The sequence below is a fragment of the Acidovorax sp. K2F genome (assembly GCF_025246485.1).
In the GTDB taxonomy this organism is placed as follows: Bacteria; Pseudomonadota; Gammaproteobacteria; order Burkholderiales; family Burkholderiaceae_C; genus Acidovorax; species Acidovorax delafieldii.
This window is the reverse complement of record NZ_JAOBSQ010000059.1, coordinates 20,922-43,455: the sequence shown is the minus strand read 5'-3', so window position 1 is coordinate 43,455 and position 22,534 is coordinate 20,922. Positions and strand designations below refer to the sequence as shown.

At 65.5% G+C, this 22,534-nt stretch carries 23 protein-coding genes; 16 read left to right on the top strand and 7 right to left on the bottom strand.

Annotated features, from left to right (window positions below; translation table 11 throughout):
- The first annotated feature begins 96 nt into the window (after nt 1-96).
- The 8 genes from N4G42_RS22990 (at nt 97) to N4G42_RS22955 (ending at nt 6,890) form a co-directional block, all read left to right on the top strand.
- Nucleotides 97-789 carry a substrate-binding domain-containing protein gene (locus N4G42_RS22990; protein WP_121941294.1) on the top strand — a complete coding sequence of 231 codons (693 nt, stop codon included), beginning with the start codon at nt 97-99 and terminating at the stop codon, nt 787-789.
- 35 nt (nt 790-824) lie between these two features.
- The gene (locus N4G42_RS22985; protein ID WP_260668848.1) at nt 825-1,859 is read left to right on the top strand and encodes an amidohydrolase family protein; all 1,035 of its coding nucleotides are present in this window, start codon (nt 825-827) and stop codon (nt 1,857-1,859) included.
- 1 nt (nt 1,860) lies between these two features.
- The gene (gene ligK / locus N4G42_RS22980) at nt 1,861-2,544 is read left to right on the top strand and encodes a 4-carboxy-4-hydroxy-2-oxoadipate aldolase/oxaloacetate decarboxylase (protein ID WP_056067987.1); all 684 of its coding nucleotides are present in this window, start codon (nt 1,861-1,863) and stop codon (nt 2,542-2,544) included.
- Between the two features lie 86 nt (nt 2,545-2,630).
- Nucleotides 2,631-3,635, top strand: coding sequence for a Bug family tripartite tricarboxylate transporter substrate binding protein (locus N4G42_RS22975; protein WP_056742992.1), 1,005 nt, complete (start codon nt 2,631-2,633; stop codon nt 3,633-3,635).
- 33 nt (nt 3,636-3,668) lie between these two features.
- Entirely contained in the window at nt 3,669-4,598 is a 930-nt protein-coding gene (locus tag N4G42_RS22970) for an amidohydrolase family protein (protein WP_108498511.1), read from the top strand.
- Between the two features lie 4 nt (nt 4,599-4,602).
- Nucleotides 4,603-5,043, top strand: a complete 441-nt coding sequence (ligA, locus tag N4G42_RS22965; RefSeq protein ID WP_056067994.1) for a protocatechuate 4,5-dioxygenase subunit alpha — start codon at nt 4,603-4,605, stop codon at nt 5,041-5,043.
- Nucleotides 5,044-5,045: 2 nt separating this feature from the next.
- Nucleotides 5,046-5,912 carry a class III extradiol dioxygenase subunit beta gene (locus N4G42_RS22960; protein WP_260668847.1) on the top strand — a complete coding sequence of 289 codons (867 nt, stop codon included), beginning with the start codon at nt 5,046-5,048 and terminating at the stop codon, nt 5,910-5,912.
- Between the two features lie 24 nt (nt 5,913-5,936).
- A complete protein-coding gene (locus N4G42_RS22955) occupies nt 5,937-6,890 on the top strand; it encodes a Gfo/Idh/MocA family oxidoreductase (protein ID WP_260668846.1) in 954 nt (317 codons plus the stop codon).
- Nucleotides 6,891-6,968: 78 nt separating this feature from the next.
- On the opposite strand, the gene N4G42_RS22950 is transcribed toward N4G42_RS22955, so the two are convergent.
- The 3 genes from N4G42_RS22950 to N4G42_RS22940 form a co-directional block, all read right to left on the bottom strand.
- On the bottom strand, nt 6,969-7,574 hold the full coding sequence (locus N4G42_RS22950) for an ATP-dependent Clp protease proteolytic subunit (RefSeq protein WP_260668845.1): 606 nt from the start codon (nt 7,572-7,574) through the stop codon (nt 6,969-6,971).
- A 134-nt stretch (nt 7,575-7,708) separates the two neighbouring features.
- Nucleotides 7,709-9,028 (bottom strand): flavin-dependent oxidoreductase, encoded by a 1,320-nt coding sequence (locus N4G42_RS22945; protein WP_260668844.1) that lies wholly within the window; start codon nt 9,026-9,028, stop codon nt 7,709-7,711.
- A 232-nt stretch (nt 9,029-9,260) separates the two neighbouring features.
- Nucleotides 9,261-10,061 (bottom strand): nucleotidyltransferase domain-containing protein, encoded by an 801-nt coding sequence (locus N4G42_RS22940; RefSeq protein WP_108499261.1) that lies wholly within the window; start codon nt 10,059-10,061, stop codon nt 9,261-9,263.
- Between the two features lie 162 nt (nt 10,062-10,223).
- Here N4G42_RS22940 and N4G42_RS22935 point away from each other — a divergent pair, with 162 nt between their 5' ends.
- The 3 genes from N4G42_RS22935 to N4G42_RS22925 all read left to right on the top strand — a co-directional run bounded on the left by N4G42_RS22935 (nt 10,224) and on the right by N4G42_RS22925 (nt 12,791).
- The gene (locus tag N4G42_RS22935) at nt 10,224-11,042 is read left to right on the top strand and encodes a sigma-70 family RNA polymerase sigma factor (RefSeq protein WP_260668843.1); all 819 of its coding nucleotides are present in this window, start codon (nt 10,224-10,226) and stop codon (nt 11,040-11,042) included.
- A gap of 62 nt (nt 11,043-11,104) precedes the next feature.
- Nucleotides 11,105-11,713 carry a YdeI/OmpD-associated family protein gene (locus tag N4G42_RS22930; RefSeq protein ID WP_260668842.1) on the top strand — a complete coding sequence of 203 codons (609 nt, stop codon included), beginning with the start codon at nt 11,105-11,107 and terminating at the stop codon, nt 11,711-11,713.
- 58 nt (nt 11,714-11,771) lie between these two features.
- Nucleotides 11,772-12,791, top strand: coding sequence for an aldo/keto reductase (locus N4G42_RS22925; RefSeq protein ID WP_108499264.1), 1,020 nt, complete (start codon nt 11,772-11,774; stop codon nt 12,789-12,791).
- Between the two features lie 79 nt (nt 12,792-12,870).
- On the opposite strand, the gene N4G42_RS22920 is transcribed toward N4G42_RS22925, so the two are convergent.
- Both N4G42_RS22920 and N4G42_RS22915 read right to left on the bottom strand, forming a co-directional pair.
- Nucleotides 12,871-13,791, bottom strand: coding sequence for an OmpA family protein (locus N4G42_RS22920; protein WP_108499268.1), 921 nt, complete (start codon nt 13,789-13,791; stop codon nt 12,871-12,873).
- 103 nt (nt 13,792-13,894) lie between these two features.
- Nucleotides 13,895-14,272: a DUF4398 domain-containing protein gene (locus N4G42_RS22915; protein WP_108499265.1), complete on the bottom strand. Its 378-nt coding sequence runs from the start codon at nt 14,270-14,272 to the stop codon at nt 13,895-13,897.
- A gap of 374 nt (nt 14,273-14,646) precedes the next feature.
- On the opposite strand from N4G42_RS22915, the gene N4G42_RS22910 reads away from it, so the two are divergent.
- Complete coding sequence (locus tag N4G42_RS22910) at nt 14,647-15,750, top strand: mechanosensitive ion channel family protein (RefSeq protein WP_260668940.1); 1,104 nt, start codon at nt 14,647-14,649, stop codon at nt 15,748-15,750.
- A 112-nt stretch (nt 15,751-15,862) separates the two neighbouring features.
- On the opposite strand, the gene gap is transcribed toward N4G42_RS22910, so the two are convergent.
- Both gap and tkt read right to left on the bottom strand, forming a co-directional pair.
- Nucleotides 15,863-16,861 (bottom strand): type I glyceraldehyde-3-phosphate dehydrogenase, encoded by a 999-nt coding sequence (gene gap / locus N4G42_RS22905; RefSeq protein WP_099731861.1) that lies wholly within the window; start codon nt 16,859-16,861, stop codon nt 15,863-15,865.
- 88 nt (nt 16,862-16,949) lie between these two features.
- Nucleotides 16,950-19,031: a transketolase gene (gene tkt, locus N4G42_RS22900; RefSeq protein WP_260668841.1), complete on the bottom strand. Its 2,082-nt coding sequence runs from the start codon at nt 19,029-19,031 to the stop codon at nt 16,950-16,952.
- A 123-nt stretch (nt 19,032-19,154) separates the two neighbouring features.
- Between tkt and N4G42_RS22895 the strand changes: the two genes are divergently transcribed.
- The 4 genes from N4G42_RS22895 to N4G42_RS22880 are packed head-to-tail and all read left to right on the top strand — an operon-like array spanning nt 19,155 to nt 22,520.
- The gene (locus tag N4G42_RS22895) at nt 19,155-19,544 is read left to right on the top strand and encodes an S-adenosylmethionine decarboxylase family protein (protein WP_057271400.1); all 390 of its coding nucleotides are present in this window, start codon (nt 19,155-19,157) and stop codon (nt 19,542-19,544) included.
- A complete protein-coding gene (locus N4G42_RS22890) occupies nt 19,541-20,326 on the top strand; it encodes a nucleotidyltransferase family protein (RefSeq protein WP_260668840.1) in 786 nt (261 codons plus the stop codon). Before N4G42_RS22895 ends, N4G42_RS22890 begins: the two co-directional genes overlap by 4 nt.
- Nucleotides 20,323-21,720: an aminopeptidase P N-terminal domain-containing protein gene (locus tag N4G42_RS22885; protein WP_260668839.1), complete on the top strand. Its 1,398-nt coding sequence runs from the start codon at nt 20,323-20,325 to the stop codon at nt 21,718-21,720. Before N4G42_RS22890 ends, N4G42_RS22885 begins: the two co-directional genes overlap by 4 nt.
- A 14-nt stretch (nt 21,721-21,734) precedes the next feature.
- Nucleotides 21,735-22,520, top strand: coding sequence for a type II CAAX prenyl endopeptidase Rce1 family protein (locus tag N4G42_RS22880; RefSeq protein ID WP_260668838.1), 786 nt, complete (start codon nt 21,735-21,737; stop codon nt 22,518-22,520).
- Nucleotides 22,521-22,534 lie beyond the last annotated feature (14 nt).

Here is a 22,534-nt window from a genome sequence, read left to right as displayed (position 1 = left end):
CGCCTTCATGTTTGGGCTGCGGCTGCCCACAATCGGCGGCATGTATACAACTGCACGCACCGCCTGGGCCACCCGCAGCCCGGCAGGAGACAACGCATGACGGCGCCAGTGATCCGAGGCATTTCTTCCATGGCCACGCGCCAAGTGCTGGCAGACCTGGTGGCCGGTTTTGCGCAGCAATCGGGCACACAGGCCGCCATCGAATCGGTGGGCGGTGTGGACGCTGCCAAGCGTGTGGCGGCCGGTGAGGCGTTCGACGTGGTGATCCTCGCCTCCGACGCCATCGACAAGCTTTTGGCTGCGGGCCATCTGGTGCCCGGCAGCAAGGTGGACTGGGTGCACTCCGGCGTGGCCGTGGCCGTGCCTGCCGGCGCGCCGCTGCCCGACCTGTCGAGCGAAGACGCCGTGCGCCAGGCCGTGTTGGCTGCGCCCAGCATCAGCCTGTCCACCGGCCCCAGCGGCGTGGCGCTGGCCAAGCTGTTCGAGCGCTGGGGCATTGCCGATCAGATCGCCCCGCGCATGGTGCAGGCGCCCCCCGGCGTGCCCGTGGGCTCGCTGGTGGCCAAGGGCGAGGTGGCGTTGGGCTTTCAGCAACTGAGCGAGCTGCTGCACGTGCAGGGCATCCAGATCGTGGGCCCGCTGCCACCGGCCATCCAGATCACCACCACGTTTTCCGCAGGCGTTGGCGTGCATTCGCAACAGGCGGATGCAGCACGTGCGTTGCTGGCTTACCTGGCCTCTCCCGCTGCGGCGGACGCCAAGCAAAAGCAGGGCATGACCCCCGCCTGACCGATCACAAGAACACCTTCCTGGAGCACCCAAAAATGAGCCTCATCATCGACTGCCACGGCCACTACACCACGGCCCCCAAGGCGCTGGAGAACTGGCGCAATGCGCAGATCGCCGGCATCAAAGACCCAGCCGCCATGCCCAAAGTGGCAGACCTGCACATCAGCGACGACGAGCTGCGCGAGTCCATCGAGACCAACCAGCTCAAGCTGATGGAGGAGCGCGGCAGCGACATCACGCTGTTCAGCCCACGCGCCAGCTTCATGGCCCACCACATCGGCGACTTCAATGTGTCCAGCACCTGGGCCGCCATCTGCAACGAGCTGTGCTATCGGGTCTCCACGCTGTTCCCCGACCACTTCGTGCCCGTGGCTATGCTGCCGCAAAGCCCCGGTGTCGATCCCGCGACCTGCATCCCTGAGCTGGAAAAGTGCGTGCACGAATACGGCGCCGTGGGCATCAACCTGAACCCTGACCCTTCCGGCGGCCACTGGACCAGCCCCCCGTTGACCGACAAGCACTGGTACCCCATCTACGAGAAGATGGTGGAGTACGACCTGCCCGCCATGATCCACGTGAGCACCAGCTGCAACGCGTGCTTTCACACCACCGGCGCGCACTACCTGAACGCCGACACCACGGCCTTCATGCAGCTCATCCAGGGCGACCTGTTCAAGGACTTCCCCACGCTCAAGTTCCTGATCCCGCACGGCGGCGGCGCGGTGCCCTACCACTGGGGCCGCTTCCGGGGCCTGGCGCAGGAGATGAAGAAGCCGCTGCTCGACGAGCACCTGATGAACAACGTGTACTTCGACACCTGCGTGTACCACCAGCCCGGCATCGACCTGCTGAACACCGTGATTCCTGTGAAGAACGTGCTGTTTGCCAGCGAGATGATCGGCGCGGTGCGGGGCATTGACCCCACCACCGGCAACTACTACGACGACACCAAGCGCTACATCGAGGCCTCCACCATCCTGAGTGCCGACGACAAGCACCAGATCTACGAAGCCAACACGCGCCGCGTGTTCTCCCGACTCGATTCACGCCTGAAGGCAAAGGGGCTCTGACATGTTTGAACTTGGCGTTGTCTATCGCAACATCACCCGCGCTGACCGCGCAGCCGCTGACGGCCTGGCTGCCCTCGGCTCGGCCACCGTGCACGAGGCCATGGGTCGCGTGGGGCTGCTCAAGCCCTACATGCGCCCCATCTACAGCGGCCAGCAGGTCAGCGGTACGGCCGTCACCGTGCTACTGCAGCCTGGCGACAACTGGATGATGCATGTGGCGGCCGAGCAGATCCAGCCCGGCGACATCGTGGTGGCGGCCGTCACCTCGGAGTGCACCGACGGCTACTTTGGCGACCTGCTGGCCACCAGCTTCCAGGCCCGCGGCGCGCGCGCCCTCATCATCGACGCCGGTGTGCGCGACGTGAAGACGCTGCAGGAGATGAACTTCCCCGTGTGGAGCCGCGCCATCAGCAGCAAGGGCACCATCAAGGCCACGCTGGGCTCGGTCAACATCCCCGTGGTGTGCGCCGGTGCATTGGTCACGCCGGGCGACGTGATCGTGGCCGACGACGACGGTGTGGTGTGTGTGCCCGCCGCCCGCGCGGCCGAGACCCTGGCCGCCGCCCAAAAGCGCGAGAGCTTTGAAGGCGAGAAGCGCGCCAAGCTCGCCAGCGGCGTGCTGGGCCTGGACATGTACAACATGCGCCCCGGCCTGGAGAAGGCGGGCCTCAAGTACATCGATTGAGCAGTTTTTCAGTCTTTTGGGCTGCAAGCGCCAGTCAATCATGTGCTTGCAGCTATGTAATTAATAGCAAGCAGCTTCTTCTTTCCATGCGTTGTTCCGTGTCTCCTGTTTCTCTCTCCCGCCGTGTGGGCCTGGCCGTGGGCCTGGCCACAGCCCTGGGCTGTGTGCCCCAGTTCGCCTCGGCGCAGGCGTTTCCGTCCAAGCCCGTGCGCATCATCACGCCCTTCCCCGTGGGCGGTGGCCCGGACGGCGTGGCCCGCCTGGTGGCCGACAAGTTGTCCAAAAGCTGGGGCCAGCCCGTGGTGGTCGAGAACCGCCCCGGTGGCAACGGCTTCATCGCCATCGATGCATTCAAGCGCGGAGCCAAGGACGGGCATGATCTGATCGTGCTCGACAACGTGCACCTGGCCGCCTACCCCAGCCTGTTCAAAAAGCTGCCGTACGACACGGCCAAAGACTTCGACACGCTGCTGCCGCTGTTCAAGACCTATTTCTTCTTCACAGTGGCCGCCAACAGCAAATACAAAACCGTGGGCGACATCGTGGCCGACGCCAAGGCCAACCCCGGCAAGCTCAACTACGGCTCCTGGTCCATCGGCAACCCGGTGCACCTGGGCTCCGAGCTGTTTGAAAGCGCCACCGGCACGCAGATGGAGCACGTGCTCTACAAAGAGACCACGCAGCTCTACACCTCGGTCTCCACCGGCGAGCTGTCGTTTGCGCTGGGCAGCGCCGCCACGGCCGGGCCGCTGCAACGTGCGGGCAAGCTGCGCTTTCTGGCCGTCACCGCGCCGCAGCGCCTGGCCAGCTTTCCGGATGTGCCCACCGTGGGCGAATCGGGTGGCCCCAAGGGCTTTGAGGTGACGGGCTGGAACGCCATCGCCGTGCCGCCCGGCCTGCCCGCTGCCGTGACCGACAAGATCCGCAAGGACATCGAGCAGGCCCTGTCCGGCGCCGATGTGCAGGAGAAGTTCAAGAGCTTTGGCTACGAGCCCTTCCCCACAACGCGCGCGCAGTTCGCCCAGTTCGTCAAGGACGAGAGCCAGCGTTTTGGCGACGTGATCAAGAAGGCCAACGTGTCCCTCGACTGACCTGCCCCACCCAGCAACCAAGGACCCACACTCATGAGCGAATTCACCAAGACCCCCGGCTGGCTGGACTGGTACGCCGGCCCCAGCAAACCCCGCTTCCAGGTGCCCGCAGGCGCTGTGGACGCGCACTGCCATGTGTTCGGCCCCGGTGCCGAGTTCCCCTACGCGCCTGAGCGCAAGTACACGCCCTGCGACGCCAGCAAACACCAGCTGTACGCGCTGCGCGACCACCTGGGCTTTGCGCGCAACGTGGTGGTGCAGGCCACCTGCCACGGTGCGGACAACCGCGCGATGGTGGATGCGCTGGTCCACTCTGGCGGCAAGGCGCGGGGCGTGGCCACCGTCAAGCGCTCGGTCACCGACCAAGAGCTGCAGGCCATGCACGACGCCGGTGTGCGTGGCGTGCGCTTCAACTTCGTCAAGCGCCTGGTGGACTTCACGCCCAAGGACGAGTTGATGGAGATTGCCGCGCGCATCGCCAAGCTCGGCTGGCACGTGGTGATCTACTTCGAGGCCGTGGACCTGCCCGAGCTGTGGGACTTCTTCACTGCACTGCCCACCACCGTGGTGGTGGACCACATGGGCCGCCCCGATGTGAACAAGCCGGTGGACGGACCGGAGTTTGAGCTGTTCCTCAAATTCATGCGCCAGCATCCCAATGTGTGGAGCAAGGTGAGCTGCCCCGAGCGCCTCTCCGTGACTGGCCCCAAGGCCTTGAACGGCGAGCAAAATGCCTACACCGACGTGATCCCGTTCGCCCGCAAGGTGGTCGCAGAGTTTCCCGACCGTGTGCTCTGGGGCACCGACTGGCCGCACCCCAACCTCAAGGACCACATGCCCGACGACGGCCTGCTGGTGGACTTCATTCCGCACATCGCCCCCACGGCCGAGCTGCAGCAAAAGCTGCTGGTGGATAACCCCATGCGCCTCTACTGGCCTGAAGAAGTGACAAAGAAAGGCTGATGCCATGCCACTCGACAAACCCTACCTGGACGTGCCCGGCACGACCATCTTCGACGCCGAGCAAAGCCGCAAGGGCTACTGGCTCAACCAGTTCTGCATGAGCCTGATGAAGGCCGGCAACCGCGAGCGTTTCAAGGCCAACGAACGCGCCTACCTCGATGAATGGGCGATGACCGAAGAGCAGAAGCAGGCCGTGCTGGCACGCGACCTGAACTGGTGCATCCGCCTGGGCGGCAACATCTACTTTCTGGCCAAGATCGGCGCCACCGATGGCAAGAGCTTCCAGCAGATGGCGGGCAGCATGACTGGCATGACCGAAGAGGAATACCGCAACATGATGATCAGCGGCGGCCGCTCGGCCAATGGCAACCGCGTGATCGGCGAAGACGGCGACGCACAGGCACACCGCCAGCCACAAGGCGCTGCCGGCAAGAAAGGAAACTGACCATGGCCAAGATCACCGCCTCCGTGTTCACGTCGCACGTGCCTGCCATTGGCGCTGCGCTGGACCTGGGCAAGACGCAGGAAGACTACTGGAAGCCGCTGTTCGCGGGCTACGACTTCTCCAAGCAATGGATGAAGGACAACAAGCCCGACGTGATCTTCCTGGTCTACAACGACCACGCCACGGCCTTCAGCCTGGAGATGATCCCTACGTTCGCCATCGGCACGGCCGCGCAGTTCCAGCCCGCCGACGAGGGCTGGGGCCCCCGCCCTGTGCCTGTGGTGCAGGGCCACCCCGACCTGGCCGCGCACATTGCCCAGTCGGTCATCCAGCAGGACTTTGACCTCACCATCGTCAACAGGATGGACGTGGACCACGGCCTCACCGTGCCGCTGTCTCTGATGTGCGGCCAGCAAGACCCGAAGACGGGCGCCTGGCCCTGCCCGGTGATCCCGTTCGCCGTCAACGTGGTGCAGTACCCCGTGCCCAGCGGCCGCCGCTGCTACAACCTGGGCCAGGCGATCCGCAAGGCGGTGGAGAGCTACGACGAAGACCTCAATGTGCACATCTGGGGCACGGGCGGCATGAGCCACCAGCTGCAGGGCCCGCGCGCAGGTCTCATCAACAAAGAGTTTGACAACGCCTTCCTCGACAAGCTCATCAACGACCCCGAGGCCGCCGCCAGCATCCCGCACATCGACTATGTGCGCGAAGCGGGCAGCGAAGGCATCGAACTCGTGATGTGGCTCATCGCCCGCGGCGCCATGGCCGATGTGGCTGGTGGCAAGCCGCCCAAGCTGGCGCACCGCTTCTACCATGTGCCCGCGTCCAACACCGCCGTGGGCCACCTGATTCTTGAGAACACCTAAAAAACACGCCAAAGGACACACACCATGACCATCAAAGTCGCACTCGCCGGCGCTGGCGCCTTCGGCATCAAGCACCTGGACGGCATCAAGAACATTGACGGCGTCGAAGTCGTCTCCCTCATCAGCCGCGACCTGGCCAAGACCCAGGAAGTGGCCGACAAGTACGGCATCAAGCATGTCACCACCGACCTGGCCGACAGCCTGGCGATCAAGGAAGTGGACGCCGTGATCCTGTGCACGCCCACGCAGATGCACGCCAGCCAGACCATCGCCTGCCTGGAAGCGGGCAAGCATGTGCAGGTCGAGATCCCGCTGTGCGATGTGCTGGCCGATGGCGAGAAGGTCATCGCCCTGCAAAAGCAGTCGGGCCTGGTGGCCATGTGTGGCCACACCCGCCGCTTCAACCCCAGCCACCAGTACGTGCACAAAAAGATCACGGCAGGCGAGTTCAACATCCAGCAGATGGATGTGCAGACCTACTTCTTCCGCCGCACCAACATGAACGCGCTGGGCCAGGCCCGCAGCTGGACGGACCACCTGCTGTGGCACCACGCTGCCCACACGGTGGACCTGTTCGCCTACCAGGCCGGCAGCCCCATCGTGAAGGCCAACGCCATCCAGGGCCCCATCCACCCCACGCTGGGCATTGCGATGGACATGAGCATCCAGCTCAAGGCCGCCAACGGTGCCATCTGCACGCTGTCGCTCTCGTTCAACAACGACGGCCCGCTCGGCACTTTCTTCCGCTACATCGGCGACTCGGCCACGTACATCGCGCGCTACGACGACCTGGTGAATGGCAAGGAAGAGAAGATCGACGTGAGCAAGGTCGATGTGAGCATGAACGGCATCGAGCTGCAGGACCGCGAGTTCTTCGCCGCCATCCGCGAAGGCCGCGAGCCCAATGCCAGCGTGGCCCAGGTGCTGCCGTGCTACCAGGTGCTGCACGACCTGGAGCTGCAGCTCAACGCAGGCTGATTGCAAGCCCAATTGGCTGCTGGCGCTTTTGTATCAAGCGTCAGCAGCTATGCATTTGATAGTTAGGGGTGCCTGGCATCACCCCTTCAATGCCGCCTTGTGCTCGATGATGCGTGAGACCAGGCCGTATTCCACCGCCTCTTCGGCCGACAGCCAGCGGTCGCGCTCGATGTCTGCTAGCACCACCTCCAGCGGCTTGCCGGTCTGCCGAGCGATGGTGCCCGCAATTCGCTCACGCGCTTTCACCATCTCGCGCGCCTGGATGGCGATGTCACTGGCCGGTCCGCCGGCGCCACCGCTGGGCTGGTGGATCAGAAAGCGCGTGTTGGGCAGGCAGAACCGCCGCTCGCGGGGCGCCGCCAGGTACAGGTGCGTGGCCGCGCTGCCCACCCAGCCGGTGCCAATCATGTTCACCGGTGCAGTGATGAAGCGCACCAGGTCATGGATCGTGTCGCCCGACTCCAGGTGCCCGCCGGGCGAGCTCACCAGCATGTCGATGGGCTCGGCACTCTCGGCATCCAGCGCAATCAGCCGCCGCGCCACATCGGCGGCCAGGGTGTCGGTGATGGTGCCAAAGACCAGCAGGGTGCGGGCCTTGAAGGCTTTCTCTTCCAGGTAAGACGTGCGCGGTTCGGCGCCTTGGGCGGGGGCTGGAGCGGGTGTGGTGGTGTCTGGCGTGTCCATGGGGCAAGTCCTTGCGAGTGATAGGACTGTCTTGACGAACGAGACACGCCGGGCGTGACATTTCTCTGCGCTTGCATATTCAGGCCAGCGCTGCATGGCGGACCCACTGGCCCGCACTGAGCCCCTCGGACTGTTCAGCCTGCGGCCACGCGTTGCCCCGGCGCAATGGTGGGCGGCGCCGCATTCAGCGTCTCGATGGCAAAGCCCGCCGCCGCCTTGTAGCGGGCCATGAAGCCCTCGCGTTCCTCACGTGGCAGCACGTCGTCAATATGGTCGAACACCCCGCCGCAGCGCTCGTCCACCAGCCCCAGCAGACCAAACGGGCCGGAGCCCCGGTTGCGCAGCACCAGCGCAGAGATGTCCTTGCACAGCTTGTCGTCATAGGCACGCAGCGCCTGCGGGCCCACACCGTGCGCGATGAGCTGCGCCCCCAGCACGCGCGCATCCACGATGGCCTGGCTGGCACCGTTGGAGCCCACGGGGTACATCACATGCGCCGCGTCGCCCAGCAGCGCCACGCGGCCGTCTACCCAGGTGGGCACGGGGTCGCGGTCGATCATGGGGTACTCAAAAATGTCCTTGGCGCCGCGCAGCATGGCAGGCACGTCCAGCCAGCTGTAGTTCCAGCCCTCGAAGTGGTGGATGAACTCCTCCAGTGCCACGCGCCGGTTCCAGTCGCCCTGCTGCCAGCCGCCCTGGTTGTCGACCGTGATCTCGGCGATCCAGTTGATGGTGGCCAGGCCTGTGGCCGGGTCGGGCGGGGTGATGGGGTAGAACACCACACGGTGCCGCAGCGAGCCCACGCCCACAAACGACGCGCCCGTGCGCACCGGCACCCCCGGCGTGGTGCCGCGCCACATGATGGCACCGCCCCACTGGATGGGCGGCTGCGTGGGGTGCATCTGCGCCCGCACGGCCGAGTGCAGGCCGTCGGCGGCAATCAGCAGCGAGCCAGCTACCTCACGCTTCTCTCCGTCGCGTGTCTCGACAATGGCGGTGACGCCGTTTGCATCCTGCCGGTAGCCCACCACCCGCTGCCCCAGCTGCACTGCGTCGGTTCCCAGGCGCTCTCGCACCGCGTTGAACAGCATCATCTGCAGCTGCCCCCGGTGCACCGAATACTGGGGCCAGTGGTAGCCCGCCTCCAGCCCGCGTGGCTCGGCGTACACCTCGTTGCCGTTGCGACCCACCAGCGCCCATTCGCGCGCCTGCAGGCCAATCGTGTCCAGCACCTCGTTGCCAAACCCCAGGTCGGCCAGTTCTCGCACGGCGTTGGGCTGCAGGTTGATGCCCACGCCCAGCGGCTGCAGCTCGGGCACTGTTTCAAAGACGATGCAGGGCACGCCGATCTGGTGCAGGGTCAGGGCAGTGGCCATGCCACCGATGCCGCCGCCAGCGATCAGCACGGGGCGGGGCGAGGAGGGGGGTGAAGTAGGAGTAGGTGCGCCAGACATGCCGAGATTGTCCATGGAACGGCGGGTGGAGCTTGTCGCGGGGGGGAATAGCGGGTGGCTTTTTGCTGCGGGTTGTGCCCGTTCAGCCAGCCTTGTCAGGCGTAGCTACCTATGTTTCCCCCAGGCCAGAGGGTTAGGCTGCATTGCAACTGCTGGGTGACATTGGGGTGGGTGCTATCGGCCAGAACCGGAACTTGCGGCTCCAGGGTACGTGAAGAACGCCCCGGGGCCTTCAACCCATTTGGCTGCGTACTTGGTGCAGAAAATTCATGGCAACGTATTCGCCGTCTGTGTTCACTTTGACCGTCGACGCACGAAGGGTCCGATACGCCGCGATAGTGTTCTCCAGCGCTTCCAACAATGCGGGAGCATTCAGAGTAGCAACCGTGTTTGCCAGCAATGACGCCAACTCTGGCACTAGTTCTACCCGCCGAACACCGATGGGTGCCTTGCCCGCACGTTCAAGCCCAAGCGGACCAAGCACGCACCCGCGCAAAAAAGAGAAGAAGTCCAACGCCTCCTGCAGTTCTCCGCGGGCAATCTTCGAGGCGCCGTAGTGCACCCACACCCAGAATCGATCTTCGATCCACTGGTGGTCGGGCGGGGGAAATGCTCGCTTCCCGTGGGCTAGTGCCTCGGTCAGCCGCACATCGCGCTCCCACAACACGGTGGGTTGGTCGACCCGGTCTTTCAGATCCTCAATGCGAACAAACTTGAGGTCAACATGAAGGGCGGGTGGTCCGTAAAGGCAGATCAGTAAGCGTGGCTCGCCGACGTGCTCGCCTGTGAACGCTGCCACCAGCCGCCCGAGCTTGGAAGCGACTTGCTTGCGGCTCTGCATCACCTCGTCAAAGCTCGCGCCCTCGCACACGACGACCAAATCTAGATCGCTGTAGTCGTCCATCAGGTCTGCAGAATAGGAGCCGGCCGCTGCAACACCGACAACCCGGGAGTCTGCTGCCAAGATAGAGACGGCGCGATCGAGGAAATCGCGGTGGAGTTGGGGCGTGGAACGAGGGTGATGGATCAACATGTTGAGACTTTACAGAAGTCCGCCACACCGATCGATTGGTACGCTACGCGCAAGGTCTGCTTTGGGCCTGAGCCCTTCCTTCGACCCAACGCCGGATCCTTGCATTCGTCCATCAACTGCTGTCCTAGTCTGCTTTGGGTCTGCCTGTGGCACCATGCTCCGATGCGAAAAGACGAACACACCGTGGCGCTCGTAGGCGCCAGCCGCAGTGCCTTGGTGCGCGCCGCCACGCGCCTTCTAGGCCCGGCCGATGCTGAAGACGCGGTGCAGGACGCCTATGTGCGCGCGCTGGAGGCCAATGCCCCTGCGCTCAATGCTGCCCAGGCCTGGCTGCTGACTGTGGTGCGCAATCTGGCCATCGACCGTTTGCGGCGGCGCCAGTGGATGGCGCAATGGCTGGCTGAAGCCGTGCAGAGCGCGCACGCCGATGTCGCTGGCGCGGTCGCACCTTCTGCGGAGGCCGATGCGGCTCTTGCGCAGCAGGCCACGCTGGCGCTGCGGCGACTTGCCGAGTATGTGACGCCTGCGGAGGGCGCTGCGTTGCTGTTGCATGCGGTGTTCGACGCCAGCCATGCCGAGCTGGCGCAGGCCAGCGGTCGGTCTGAAGCAGCCAGCCGCCAGCAACTGCGCCGCGCCTTGCAGCGGCTGCGGCAGGCGCAGGAGGGCGACGAATCCAGCGATGAACCCAAGGGCGCCAACGCCGCAGTGCTGCGCCTGTATCTGCAGTCGCTGCAATCGCGAGACCCACAGACACTGTGGGCGCTGCTGCGCCAGCCGCCCGTCAGCGCGGGGGCGGTGCATGCCGCAGCCCAGGCGATGCAGCTTGTGCCACCGCGTGCCCAGCGCGCAAGCGCCACTGTGGGTGGGGTGGTGCAGGTAGGCGGGCAGTTGGGGCTGGTGCTCACGCTTGATGGTGTGACGCTGTGCGTGGTGCCGCTGGGACCACACGCCGAGCAAGTGCATGACGCCGTGGTGGCCTGACCCGCGCACCTGCAGCTGCAACTGGTAGGAAGAAGGCAAGACGGAAGGACGTTTGCAGCACCATGATCCAGCAGCCCGCGCCCACCTTCTTTGCCACCCCGCAGGCGTTCCGCGATTGGCTGGAGCGCCACGCCGCCAGCGCGACGGAGCTGCTGGTGGGTTTTCACAAGGTGGGCTCGGGCCGCCCCAGCTTGGGCTGGCCGGAGTCGGTGGACGAAGCGCTGTGCTTTGGGTGGATCGATGGCATTCGGCGGCGTATTGACGAGCACACGTATTCGATCCGCTTCACTCCGCGCAAGCCGTCGTCGATCTGGAGTGCGGTCAACATCGCCAAAGTGGAGCAGTTGCAGGCGGCAGGCCGCATGACGCCTGCGGGGCTGGCCGCCTTCGCGCACCGCAAGGCAGACAGGTCGGCCATTTACTCGCACGAGCAGGCGGGGGGGGCCGAGCTGCCGGTGGCGCTGCAACGCATTTTCCAGCGCAACAAGGCCGCGTGGCGGTACTTTCAGGAGTCCACACCGCCCAGCTACCGCAAGGTGATGCTGCACTGGGTCACATCCGCCAAACGCGATGCGACCCGGGAGGCGCGGTTTGCGCAGCTGGTGGCCGCCTGTGCTGCGGGCGAGCGCATTGAGCTGTGGGCGAAGCGGCCACCCGTTGCAAAGGCTTAGCCCAGCCTCCAAGCCCGAGCCACCCGGTGGGTTGCCTCGCTTGCCGTAAGCTCGCGGCATGCAACAAAGAAACCTTGGACCTTTCTCCGTCTCGGCCATCGGCCTGGGCTGCATGAACCTGTCGCACGCCTATGGCGCCCCGGTGTCTGCCGAGCAGGGCGAACGCGTGCTGCTGGCCGCGCTGGATGCGGGCGTGACGCTGTTTGACACCGCCACGCTGTACGGCTTTGGCGCCAACGAAACCCTGGTGGGCCGTGTGCTGAAGCAGCACCGCAGCCGTTTCACCCTGGCCAGCAAATGCGGCATGCAGGGCGTGGATGTGAATGGCGACGGCAAGCTGGTGCGCGTGATCGACGGCCGCCCCGCCACGCTGCGCCAGACCTGCGAAGACAGCCTGCGCCGTCTGCAGACCGACGTGATCGACCTGTACTACCTGCACCGCTGGGACAAGAAGGTGCCCATTGAAGACAGCATGGGCGCACTGGCCGACCTGGTGCGTGCGGGCAAGATCCGCAGCATCGGCCTGTCGGAGGTGTCGGCCGCCACGCTGCGCAAGGCGCACGCGGTGCACCCCATTGCTGCGGTGCAGACCGAGTATTCGCTCTGGACGCGCAACCCCGAGATTGCTGTGCTGGACGCCTGCCGAGAACTGGGCGCCGCCTTTGTGGCGTTCAGCCCCGTGGCGCGGGGCTTTCTGTGTGGCGATCTGCGCGATGTGAGCACGCTGGATGCCAAGGATATCCGCCGCGCCATGCCCCGTTTTGCGCCCGACGCCTATGCCGCCAATCTGAATCTGCTCGACGGCTATCAAGCCATTGCGCACGATATGGGTTGCACCCCCGCCCAGCTGGCGCTGGCGTGGCTGCTGCACAAGGCCGAGCACATCATTCCCATCCCAGGCACCACCAGTGTGGAGCATTTGCAGGACGACCTGGGTGCTGCCAACGTACGGCTGGACGCCGCCACCATGGCGCGGCTGGATGCGCTGATCAACGAGCGCACGGTAGTGGGCCAGCGCTACAACGCACAATCCGCGAGCGAAGTCGATACCGAAACGTTTGAAGACCGCGCAGCGTAGGCGGCGCGGTCTTTGTGGGCTTCAGTGCAGGTTCACTGCAGCTTCAATACGGCTTCACGGTAGGACTTTTTGTGGGGCCTCAACGGCCTCGCAAATTGCCCTTGTCATCGGCAATCACGATCTCCACACGGCGGTTCATGGCGCGGCCTTCGGGCGACGCGTTGTCAGCCACCGGGTGGGCCTTGCCGTAGCCGCGTGCGGCGATGCGGCTGCTGTCCACGCCGCGCTGCACCAACGCATCGCGCACGGCCTGCGCGCGGCGGTCTGACAGGTCCTGGTTGTAGCTGTCGCCACCCACGCTGTCGGTGTAGCCCTCGATCAACAGCTTGCGGTCCGGGAACTGTTTGAGAAAGTTCGCCAGCTTGTCCAGGCGCGGGCCGGCCTGGGCCGAGAGTTCGGCCTTGTTGAAGGCAAACAGCACATCGCCCAAGGTCACCAGCAGGCCGCGTTCGGTCTGCTGGGCTTCGAGTTCGCGCAATTGCGCTTCGAGTGCGCGCACGCGGTCTTGTGCCGCATTGGCCTGGGCCATGGCAGCGGTGGCTTGCGCCTGCTGTTGTGCGGCGCGTTGCTCGGCGCTCATCGCCTGCTGCTGGGCTTGCTGGGCGCGCAGGCGGGCCGCGTCAGCCTCTTGGGTGCGGGCCTGCAGACGGATGCGGTCGGCTTCGCTGCCTGCCTGTTTGATGTTGGCATCGAGCTGGCGTGCGCGGGCTGCATTGGTGGCGATCTCGGCGCGTTGGCGGGCGATGTACGCCAGGTGGTTGGTCTCGGACGTGTCGCGGTCATCGGCCCACACGCGGTCGGCCTTGGCCAGTGCGTCGGTGGCTTGCTTCAGTTCGAGCTGCGCGTACTGGTTGACGGCCGGGTCTCCTGCAGCGGTGCTCACTGCGGTACGGGCCTCTTCCAGCGCGGGCGATGGGGTGGTGCTGGCGCAGGCGGCCAGCAGGCCAACGGCAATCAGGCTGGTGCACAGGGCGGTGGTTCGGTGAAAAAAGCGGTGCATGGTCAGGTGTTCCTTGAAATGGGGTGGGGCAATCGCGGGGGCCTCAACGGTGTGTGCCTGAGGCGAAGCCAGGGGGCGCGGTGGCCCCATGGTTGGCGCTGGCTCAGCGGGGCGATCGGCGGTTGATTTCTTCTTGCAGTGCGCGGATACCGTCTTGCACTTGGGCGAGGTTGGCGGCATTGCTGGCCGCGTCTGCGCGTGTTTCAGCGACACGGGCATCTACCTCGGCCTCAGCGGCCAGGCGGCGTGCCGCCACATAGTCCTTCTCTGCCATCGCTTTTTCGGCCTGCATCAGCTTCTCGCGTGCTTGCTGCAGCTGCACGGGGGAGCTGGTGGCCACAGCCGGGGCAGCCGCCACGCGGTTGACAGTGGTGCGGGTGACCGCCATCTGTTCGGTGGGCGCCGGGGTGGAAGAACAGGCGGCCAGTGCGCCCAGTGCGAGTGCCGCTGTGGCGGTACGGATCAATGCGGATGAATGCATGGTGTGGTGGACTCCTCTGGAGGTGGTTGGGTAGGCCGTACCGACGTATCGGGCGGGCCACCAGGGGGTTCTGGTGTTGATGCATTGTTGGGGCTCGCCCGGCAAGCAGGCGTAGGCCCTGCCTCTGTATTGCTGTGGGGCATGTCTTACGAACACTTGCAAACAAGGCGCCCACTATTTGCGTGAAGGAGAGTGGCTTGTTGCGTTCGGGAACTCTCATCTCCCCCAGGTCTCGATCAATGACAGCACGCGCACGCAGCGTGTTGTTGCGGGTGCCCTTCACCCGTACGCCACGTCCCATGGCCGTGGCCTCTGCGCGGGCGCTGCGCACGCCTGCTCCATCACCGCAACACAACGAAGAGGAGAGTTACTGCATGCCGCCATCCACCTTTTTTAACTGGGTCCAGGAGACCACCTTTGCGGGCGTGCCGCTATGGAGCCTGTGTGTGGCCCTGGCGGCGGCTGTGGCCACCTACGCAGCCATCCTTGTGGTGCTGCACCTACTGACCCGCCGCGCCAAAGTGTGGGCCACGCAGTCACACAGCGGCATGGCACTGACTCTGGTGGATGTGCTGGAAGGCACGAGCCGCACGCTGATGCTGGTGGTGGCACTGCTGGTGGGCGCAAGCCTGCTCGACCTGCCGGGCCGCTGGGAGAGCCGTCTGAGCCAGCTGTGGTTTGTCGCCGTGGCGCTGCAGATGGGGCTGTGGGGCATGCGCGCGATTGGCATTGGCGTACGCCGCTATGTGGAGCGGCACTCGTCCAGCGGCATGACGCAGGTCAGCGCCTCGGCCACGCTGATGTCGTGGGGGCTGCGCACGCTGCTGTGGAGCGTGGTGCTGCTGGCCATCTTGTCCAACGTGGGGGTGAACATCACGGCCTTCATCGCCAGCCTGGGGGTGGGCGGTATTGCCGTGGCGTTGGCGGTACAGAACATTTTGGGCGACCTGTTCGCATCGCTGGCGATTGCGGTGGACAAGCCTTTCGAGGTGGGCGACTTCATCGTGGTGGGCAATGTGTCGGGCACCGTGCAGGTGATTGGTCTCAAGACCACGCGCATCCGCAGTCTGCAGGGCGAGCAGATCGTGATGTCCAACACCGACCTGCTCAAGCAGACCATCAGCAACTTCCGCATGCTGGAGCGGCGGCGCATCGTGTTCACCTTTGGCGTAGCCTATGGCACCACCCCCGAGCAGGCCGAGGCCATTCCAGGCGTTGTGCGCAACCTCATCGAGGCACACCCGGAGCTGCGCTTTGACCGTGCACATTTCAAGGCGCTGGGCACCAACTCGCTGGACTATGAGGTGGTCTACATCGTCGAAGACCCGGCCTACAACCTCTACATGGACCTGCAGCAGTCCATCAACCTGGGGCTGCTGCGCGAGTTCAAAGCCATGGGCGTGGAATTTGCGTTTCCTACCCGCACGGTGCACATTGCCAGCGCGCCGCCGCGGGCACCTACCGCTGCCATGCTCTGAGGCGGGGCAAGCCACCACAAACGCGCAGACGAAAAAAAGCCGGCGGCCTTTGCAGGCGACCGGCTTGAACAGGGTAGTTGCTACTAGCGCTTTTTCAACTTCTCAAAAAAGCTTACTTGGCGACCACGCGCACCATTTCCAGGCACTTGTTCGAGTAGCCCCATTCGTTGTCGTACCAGCTCACGACCTTGACGAAGGTGCCGTCCAGCGCGATGCCGGCGTCAGCGTCAAAGATGGACGTGCGGGTGTCGCCACGGAAGTCGGTGGCTACCACCTTGTCTTCGGTGTAACCCAGCACGCCCTTCAGGGCGCCTTCGGACTGGGCCTTCATTTCGGCCTTGATTTCTTCGTAGGTGGCAGCCTTGTCCAGCTCCACCGTCAGGTCCACCACCGACACGTCGGAGGTGGGCACGCGGAAGGACATGCCGGTCAGCTTCTTGTTCAGCGCAGGGATCACCACGCCCACGGCCTTGGCAGCGCCAGTGCTGGAGGGGATGATGTTTTCCAGAATGCCACGGCCGCCGCGCCAGTCCTTGTTCGAAGGGCCGTCCACGGTCTTTTGCGTGGCGGTGGCAGCGTGCACGGTGGTCATCAGGCCGCGCTTGATGCCCCACTTGTCGTTCAGCACCTTGGCCACGGGAGCCAGGCAGTTGGTGGTGCACGATGCGTTGGAGATGATGGCCTGGCCAGCGTAGGTGTCGTGGTTCACGCCGAACACGAACATCGGGGTGTCGTCTTTTGACGGAGCCGACAGGATGACCTTCTTGGCGCCAGCGTCCAGGTGCTTCTGCGCCGTGACCTTGTCCAGGAACAGGCCGGTGGATTCGATCACCACATCGGCGCCGACTTCGTTCCACTTCAGGTTGGCGGGGTCGCGCTCTTGCGTGAGGCGGATCTTCTTGCCGTTGACGATCAGGGTGTTGCCCTCGACCGCCACGGTGCCCTTGAAGCGGCCGTGCACCGAGTCGTACTGCAGCATGTACGCCAGGTACTCAGGCTCCAGCAGGTCGTTGATGCCCACGACTTCGATGTCGCTGAAGTTCTGGATGGCCGAGCGCAGTACGTTGCGGCCGATGCGGCCGAAGCCGTTGATACCAATCTTGATCGTCATAGGGAGCCTCTTCAAAGTTGCAAAGTCGAAATCATGAATTGGCCGCCGCGCGCCCGCTGGCAGCGGTGCGCAGCGGGCAAAGGGCGTTTTAACGCGCCTTCTTGGCAGGCTTCAGGCGGGCCGCGCCGATGGCCACCAGCACTGCGTCGGCCACGTTCTCTTCGGTGAAGCCGAAGTGCTTGAACAGCACAGGCGCGGGGGCCGATTCACCGTAGGTGTCGATGCCCACCACGGCGGCGCAGCCGTACTTCCACCAGCCGTCGGTCACGCCCATTTCCACGGCCACGCGCGGCACGCCCGCAGGCAGCACACTGCTCTTGTACTTGGCATCTTCGCGGTCAAAGGTGGTGGTGCTGGGCATGGAGACCACGCGCACGCCGATCTTCTTGTCGGCCAGCAGGCGCTGGGCCTTCAGGGCCAGCTGCACTTCAGAGCCGGTGGCAATGATCACGGCCACGGGCTTCTTCTTGAGGCCCACGTCGGCAGGCTCGCTCAGCACGTAGGCGCCGCGCGAGATGTCGCCCAGGTCGCGCTTGGGCGCGTAGGGCAGGTTCTGGCGCGACAGGGCCAGCACGGTGGGCTTGTTGCGGTTGGACAGGGCTACGCTCCAGGCCACGGCGGTTTCGGCCGTGTCGGCAGGGCGCCACACATCCAGGTTCGGGATCAGGCGCAGGCTGGCCACGTGCTCGATGGACTGGTGCGTGGGGCCGTCTTCACCGAGACCAATGGAGTCGTGCGTGAACACGTGGATCACGCGCTGCTTCATCAGCGCGGCCATGCGGATGGCGTTGCGGCTGTAGTCGCTGAACGTGAGGAAGGTGCCGCCGTAGGGGATGAAGCCACCGTGCAACGCCACGCCGTTCATGATGGCGGCCATGCCGAATTCGCGCACACCGTAGTTGATGTGGCGGCCACCGACCTTGTCGCCATTCGCGGCTTCGGTCTTGACCACGTTGCCCTGCATGTCAAAGCGCAGGTTGGGCGTGCTCTTGGTGTTGGTGAGGTTGGAGCCGGTCAGGTCGGCGCTGCCACCCAGCAGTTCGGGCAGGGCGGCGGTGAAGGCTTCCAGCGCCAGCTGGCTGGCCTTGCGGCTGGCCACGGTTTCGCCCTTGGTGTGGGCGGCCACCACGGTGTCCACGGCCACCTGGGCAAAGTTGGCGGGCAGGTCGCCGTTCATGCGGCGCGTCAGCTCGGCAGCCAGTTCGGGGAAGGCGGCGGTGTAGGCGGCAAAACGCTCGTTCCAGGCGGCCTCAAAAGCTTGGCCGTTGGCCTTGCAGTCCCAGCTGGCGTAGACGTCTTCGGGGATCACGAAGGGTTCGCTGGCCCAGCCCAGGGCTTCGCGGGTCAGCGCGATTTCTTCGGCGCCGAGCGGTTCGCCGTGGGCCTTGGCGGTGTTGGCGCGGTTGGGGCTGCCCTTGCCGATGTGCGTCTTGCACACGATCAGGGTGGGACGCTCGGTCTGCTTCTTGGCTTCTTCGATGGCTGCGGCCACCTTGTCAGCATCGTGGCCGTCGATGGGGCCGATCACGTTCCAGCCGCTGGCCACAAAACGCAGGGGGGTGTTGTCGGCAAACCAGGGAGCGACCTGGCCATCGATGCTGATGCCGTTGTCGTCGTACAGGGCGATCAGCTTGTTGAGCTTCCAGGCGCCTGCCAGAGACACGGCTTCGTGGCTGATACCTTCCATCAGGCAGCCGTCGCCCAGGAAGGCGTAGGTGTGGTGGTCCACCACGGCATGGCCTTCGCGGTTGAACTCGGCGGCCAGCAGCTTTTCGGCCAGCGCAAAGCCCACGGCATTGGTGATGCCCTGGCCCAGGGGGCCGGTGGTGGTCTCGACGCCAGCGGTGTAGCCCACTTCGGGGTGGCCGGGCGTCTTGCTGTGCAGCTGGCGGAAGTTCTTCAGCTCGCCAATCGGCAGGTCGTAGCCCGTGAGGTGCAGCAGCGCGTACAGCAGCATCGAGCCGTGGCCGTTGGACAGCACAAACCGGTCGCGGTCAAACCACTGGGGGTTGGTAGGGTTGTGCTTGAGGTGGCGGCTCCACAGCGCCACGGCCATGTCGGCCATGCCCATGGGGGCGCCGGGGTGGCCGGAGTTGGCTTGTTGAACGGCGTCCATGGCCAATGCGCGGATCGCATTTGCCATCTGTTGGGATTGCTGGGTGTTGGCCATGGGGGGAGGGTTCAGGGTGGGTGATTCGGGGGAAACCCGGCATTTTACCGGGGCGGCTTTCGCCCACCTGAATTCGCAGGCTGCAAGCCGTAAGCCCGGTGGCAATGCACTACAGTGCGGGCCATGCAAGGACTGCACCTCACCGCCGATCTCCATGGCTGCCGCTGTGCCCCTGCCTGGCTGCTGGACGCCGCCGCCCTGGGCCGCGCCTGTACCGATGCGGTGCACGCCGCCGGGCTGCAGCCCGTGGGGCAGTTATTTCATGAATTTCCGGCCACGGCGCATGGCCCTGGAGGGGTGACCGCTACTGTTTTGCTAGCAGAATCCCACCTGTGCGTGCACACCTGGCCCGAGCAGCGCGCGGTGACGCTGGATGTGTATGTGTGCAACTTTGGCGCCGACCATTCGGGCAAGGCGCGGGCGCTGATGGACGCGCTGCTGGCCCTGTTCGACCCCACCACGGTGGAGCGCCACGCGCTGCAGCGGGGTGCTGTGAACGAGGTGGCGGCATGAGTTCTAGTGCCGCCTCCCATCACCAGGTACCCGCGTTGCTGCTGGCCGCCGGCCGTGGCGAGCGCATGCGCCCGTTGACCGACACCACCCCCAAGCCTCTGCTGCCGGTGCAGGGCCAGCCGCTGCTGCAGTGGCACTTGGCGGCGCTGCAGGAGGCGGGTGTGGAACAGGTGGTGATCAACACCGCGTGGCTGGGGGCGCAGATCAGTGACCATTTTCTAGGTGTTTTTGGCCTCCAGCGCTTAATGGGTAAGCGCAAGCAGCTATCAATTTTATACTCGCACGAAGGCGTGGACTTTGGCGATGCGCTGGAAACCGCCGGTGGCATCGCGCGCGCGCTGCCCCAGCTGGGCCCCGTGTTCTGGCTGGCGGCAGGTGATGTGTTTGCCCCCGACTTCGTGTTCGACAGCGCCGCCGTGGCGGCCTTTGAAGCCAGCCACCACCTGGCCCACCTGTGGCTGGTGCCCAACCCCGCCCACAACCCGCGCGGCGACTTTGGCCTGTCGGCAGACGGGCTGGCGCTGAACCTGCCCGCCGACGACTCCGCACCGCGTTACACCTATAGCACCATCGCCCTGTTGCGCGCCGAGCTGTTTGCAGCGCCGTGGTGCGACATTCCGCCCGGAAACCCCGGCGGCATCAAAGCCCCGCTGGCGCCGCTGCTTCGCCGTGCAATGGACAATGGCCGCGTCAGTGCGCAGCTCTACACCGGCCGCTGGACCGATGTGGGCACGCCAGAGCGGCTGGCCGAACTCAATTCCTATTCTCACGACGCGCCATGAACACCACCGTGCCTGCCTCTGTCTATGCCCAGCGCCGCGCGCACCTCGCTGCCCAGTTGGGCCCCGGGGGCATTGCCATCATTCCTACGGCACTGGAGCGTCCGCGCAACCGGGACAGCGACTTTCTGTTCCGCCACGACAGCTACTTCTACTACCTGACAGGCTTTACCGAGCCTGGCGCCTGCCTGGTGCTGGCGCACGATGGCCGCAGCACGCTGTTCTGTCAGCCCAAGGACCTGGAGCGTGAGATCTGGGACGGCTACCGCCTGGGCCCGACCGCTGCGCCTGCGGCCTTGGGTGTGGATGCCGCGCATTCGATGGCCGAACTGGACAGCAAACTGCCACGCCTGCTCGAAAACACGGCCTGCGTCTGGTACCCGTTTGCCACGCACAGCGGCTTGGCCGCCCGGGTGGAGGGCTGGCTCAACGTGGTGCGCGGCCGTGTGCGCTATGGCGCCATCTGCCCCGCAGAACAGAACGACCTGTGCACGCTGCTCGACGAGATGCGCCTGTTCAAGGACACCCACGAGCAGGACATCATGCGCCGCGCCAGCGCCATCAGCGCGCAGGCCCACATCCGCGCCATGCAGCGCTCGGCCCGCATGCTACGCGCCGGGGAGGATGTGCGTGAATACCACCTGGATGCCGAGCTGCTGCATGCGTTCCGCGACGCGGGCTCGCAGTACCCGGCCTACAGTTCCATCGTGGCGGCGGGCGCGAATGCCTGTGTGCTGCACTACCGGGCCGATACCGCACCGGTGCGTGATGGCGAGCTGGTGCTGATCGACGCGGGTTGCGAGCTGGACAGCTACGCCAGCGACATCACGCGCACCTTCCCCGCCAACGGAAAATTCACGGGCCCACAGCGCGCGCTGTACGACCTGGTGCTGGCCAGCCAGGACGCGGCCGTGGCTGCCACCAAGGCGGGTGCACGCTTCAACGACCCGCACGACGCCACGGTGGCCGTGCTGGCGCAGGGCATGCTGGACCTGGGCCTGCTCGACAAGAACAAGGTGGGCACCGCGCAGGACGTGATCGACAAGCGCGCCTACTTCCAGTTCTACATGCACCGCACCAGCCACTGGCTGGGCATGGACGTGCACGACTGCGGCAGCTATGTGGAGCCCGGCGAGGTGGGGCAGACCAGCGAACGCAAAGACCCTCTCTCGGGCGAAACGATCACCAATCGCCCCAGCCGCATCCTGCGGCCCGGCATGGTGCTGACCATCGAGCCCGGCATCTACGTGCGCCCCGCCGACGGCGTGCCCGAGCAGTTCCACAACATCGGCATCCGCATCGAAGACGATGCCATCGTCACCGAGACGGGTTGTGAGCTGATCACGCGCGGTGTCCCGGTGAAGGCCGACGAGATCGAAGCGCTGATGCGCGCCTGAGCGTGGGCAAAACCATGGCCGTGGACAACACTGCGGGGGCAGACGCAGCGCGCGCTCCGGCGCAACCCGGCAAGTGGCGGCTGGGCGGTGCGCTGTGGCTGCTGGGCATGCCCGGCGTGGTGGCGGTGGTCTGGGCGCTGCTGCCCACACTGAAGGCCAACGAAGCCCTGCTGCCGCTGCCACCAGGGGTCGTACTGGTGCTCAGCGGGTTGCAGACGGCGGTGCTCCTGGCGCTGGCAGCGGCGATCGGGGTCTGGCTGGCGCCTCGCGTGGGCCTGCAGGCGCCCGCCATGTCTTCCTGGCTGGCCGGCCGGCCCGCAGGGCCCGCGCTGCGGGCCCAACTCCTGCCCGGAGTCTGCGGTGGTGTGGCGGGCGCTGCGTGGCTATGGGTGCTGTCCCGGCTGGCGCCCACGGCGCTGCAGCCCTCCGATCCTGCCAGTGCCATGCCATTAGCGGTCAAGCTGCTGTATGGCGGCATCACCGAAGAGCTGCTGGTGCGCTGGGGTGTGATGACCCTGCTGCTGTGGCTGGGCTGGCGCTTGCTGCAGCGTGGTCAGGGGCGGCCCGGCAAGGGGCTGGTGGCTGTGGCGGTGGTGCTCAGCGCTGTGTTGTTTGCTTTGGGACACCTGCCTGCCGCGCAGGCGCTGGCTGGGGTGTTGACCGTGCCCGTGGTGGCATTCGTGCTGGTGGGCAACACGGCCTTTGGTCTGGTGGCGGGCTGGCTCTATGCGCGCCACGGCCTGGAGGCAGCGGTCATTGCGCACGTGCTGGCGCATCTCCTGTCATCTCCGCTGCTCTGAGAGGCCGATTCACG

Bases quoted from the DNA above. Each gene is read 5' to 3' on its own strand.
- N4G42_RS22895 (WP_057271400.1), top strand. From the start codon at position 19,155: ATGCAAGGACTGCACCTCACCGCCGATCTCCATGGCTGCCGCTGTGCC.
- N4G42_RS22915 (WP_108499265.1), bottom strand. From the start codon at position 14,272: ATGCATTCATCCGCATTGATCCGTACCGCCACAGCGGCACTCGCACTG.
- ligA (WP_056067994.1), top strand. From the start codon at position 4,603: ATGCCACTCGACAAACCCTACCTGGACGTGCCCGGCACGACCATCTTC.
- N4G42_RS22880 (WP_260668838.1), top strand. From the start codon at position 21,735: ATGGCCGTGGACAACACTGCGGGGGCAGACGCAGCGCGCGCTCCGGCG.
- gap (WP_099731861.1), bottom strand. From the start codon at position 16,861: ATGACGATCAAGATTGGTATCAACGGCTTCGGCCGCATCGGCCGCAAC.
- N4G42_RS22970 (WP_108498511.1), top strand. From the start codon at position 3,669: ATGAGCGAATTCACCAAGACCCCCGGCTGGCTGGACTGGTACGCCGGC.
- N4G42_RS22925 (WP_108499264.1), top strand. From the start codon at position 11,772: ATGCAACAAAGAAACCTTGGACCTTTCTCCGTCTCGGCCATCGGCCTG.
- tkt (WP_260668841.1), bottom strand. From the start codon at position 19,031: ATGGCCAACACCCAGCAATCCCAACAGATGGCAAATGCGATCCGCGCA.
- N4G42_RS22945 (WP_260668844.1), bottom strand. From the start codon at position 9,028: ATGTCTGGCGCACCTACTCCTACTTCACCCCCCTCCTCGCCCCGCCCC.
- N4G42_RS22990 (WP_121941294.1), top strand. From the start codon at position 97: ATGACGGCGCCAGTGATCCGAGGCATTTCTTCCATGGCCACGCGCCAA.
- ligK (WP_056067987.1), top strand. From the start codon at position 1,861: ATGTTTGAACTTGGCGTTGTCTATCGCAACATCACCCGCGCTGACCGC.
- N4G42_RS22930 (WP_260668842.1), top strand. From the start codon at position 11,105: ATGATCCAGCAGCCCGCGCCCACCTTCTTTGCCACCCCGCAGGCGTTC.
- N4G42_RS22920 (WP_108499268.1), bottom strand. From the start codon at position 13,791: ATGCACCGCTTTTTTCACCGAACCACCGCCCTGTGCACCAGCCTGATT.
- N4G42_RS22960 (WP_260668847.1), top strand. From the start codon at position 5,046: ATGGCCAAGATCACCGCCTCCGTGTTCACGTCGCACGTGCCTGCCATT.
- N4G42_RS22910 (WP_260668940.1), top strand. From the start codon at position 14,647: ATGCCGCCATCCACCTTTTTTAACTGGGTCCAGGAGACCACCTTTGCG.
- N4G42_RS22975 (WP_056742992.1), top strand. From the start codon at position 2,631: ATGCGTTGTTCCGTGTCTCCTGTTTCTCTCTCCCGCCGTGTGGGCCTG.
- N4G42_RS22890 (WP_260668840.1), top strand. From the start codon at position 19,541: ATGAGTTCTAGTGCCGCCTCCCATCACCAGGTACCCGCGTTGCTGCTG.
- N4G42_RS22950 (WP_260668845.1), bottom strand. From the start codon at position 7,574: ATGGACACGCCAGACACCACCACACCCGCTCCAGCCCCCGCCCAAGGC.
- N4G42_RS22940 (WP_108499261.1), bottom strand. From the start codon at position 10,061: ATGTTGATCCATCACCCTCGTTCCACGCCCCAACTCCACCGCGATTTC.
- N4G42_RS22885 (WP_260668839.1), top strand. From the start codon at position 20,323: ATGAACACCACCGTGCCTGCCTCTGTCTATGCCCAGCGCCGCGCGCAC.
- N4G42_RS22985 (WP_260668848.1), top strand. From the start codon at position 825: ATGAGCCTCATCATCGACTGCCACGGCCACTACACCACGGCCCCCAAG.
- N4G42_RS22935 (WP_260668843.1), top strand. From the start codon at position 10,224: ATGCGAAAAGACGAACACACCGTGGCGCTCGTAGGCGCCAGCCGCAGT.
- N4G42_RS22955 (WP_260668846.1), top strand. From the start codon at position 5,937: ATGACCATCAAAGTCGCACTCGCCGGCGCTGGCGCCTTCGGCATCAAG.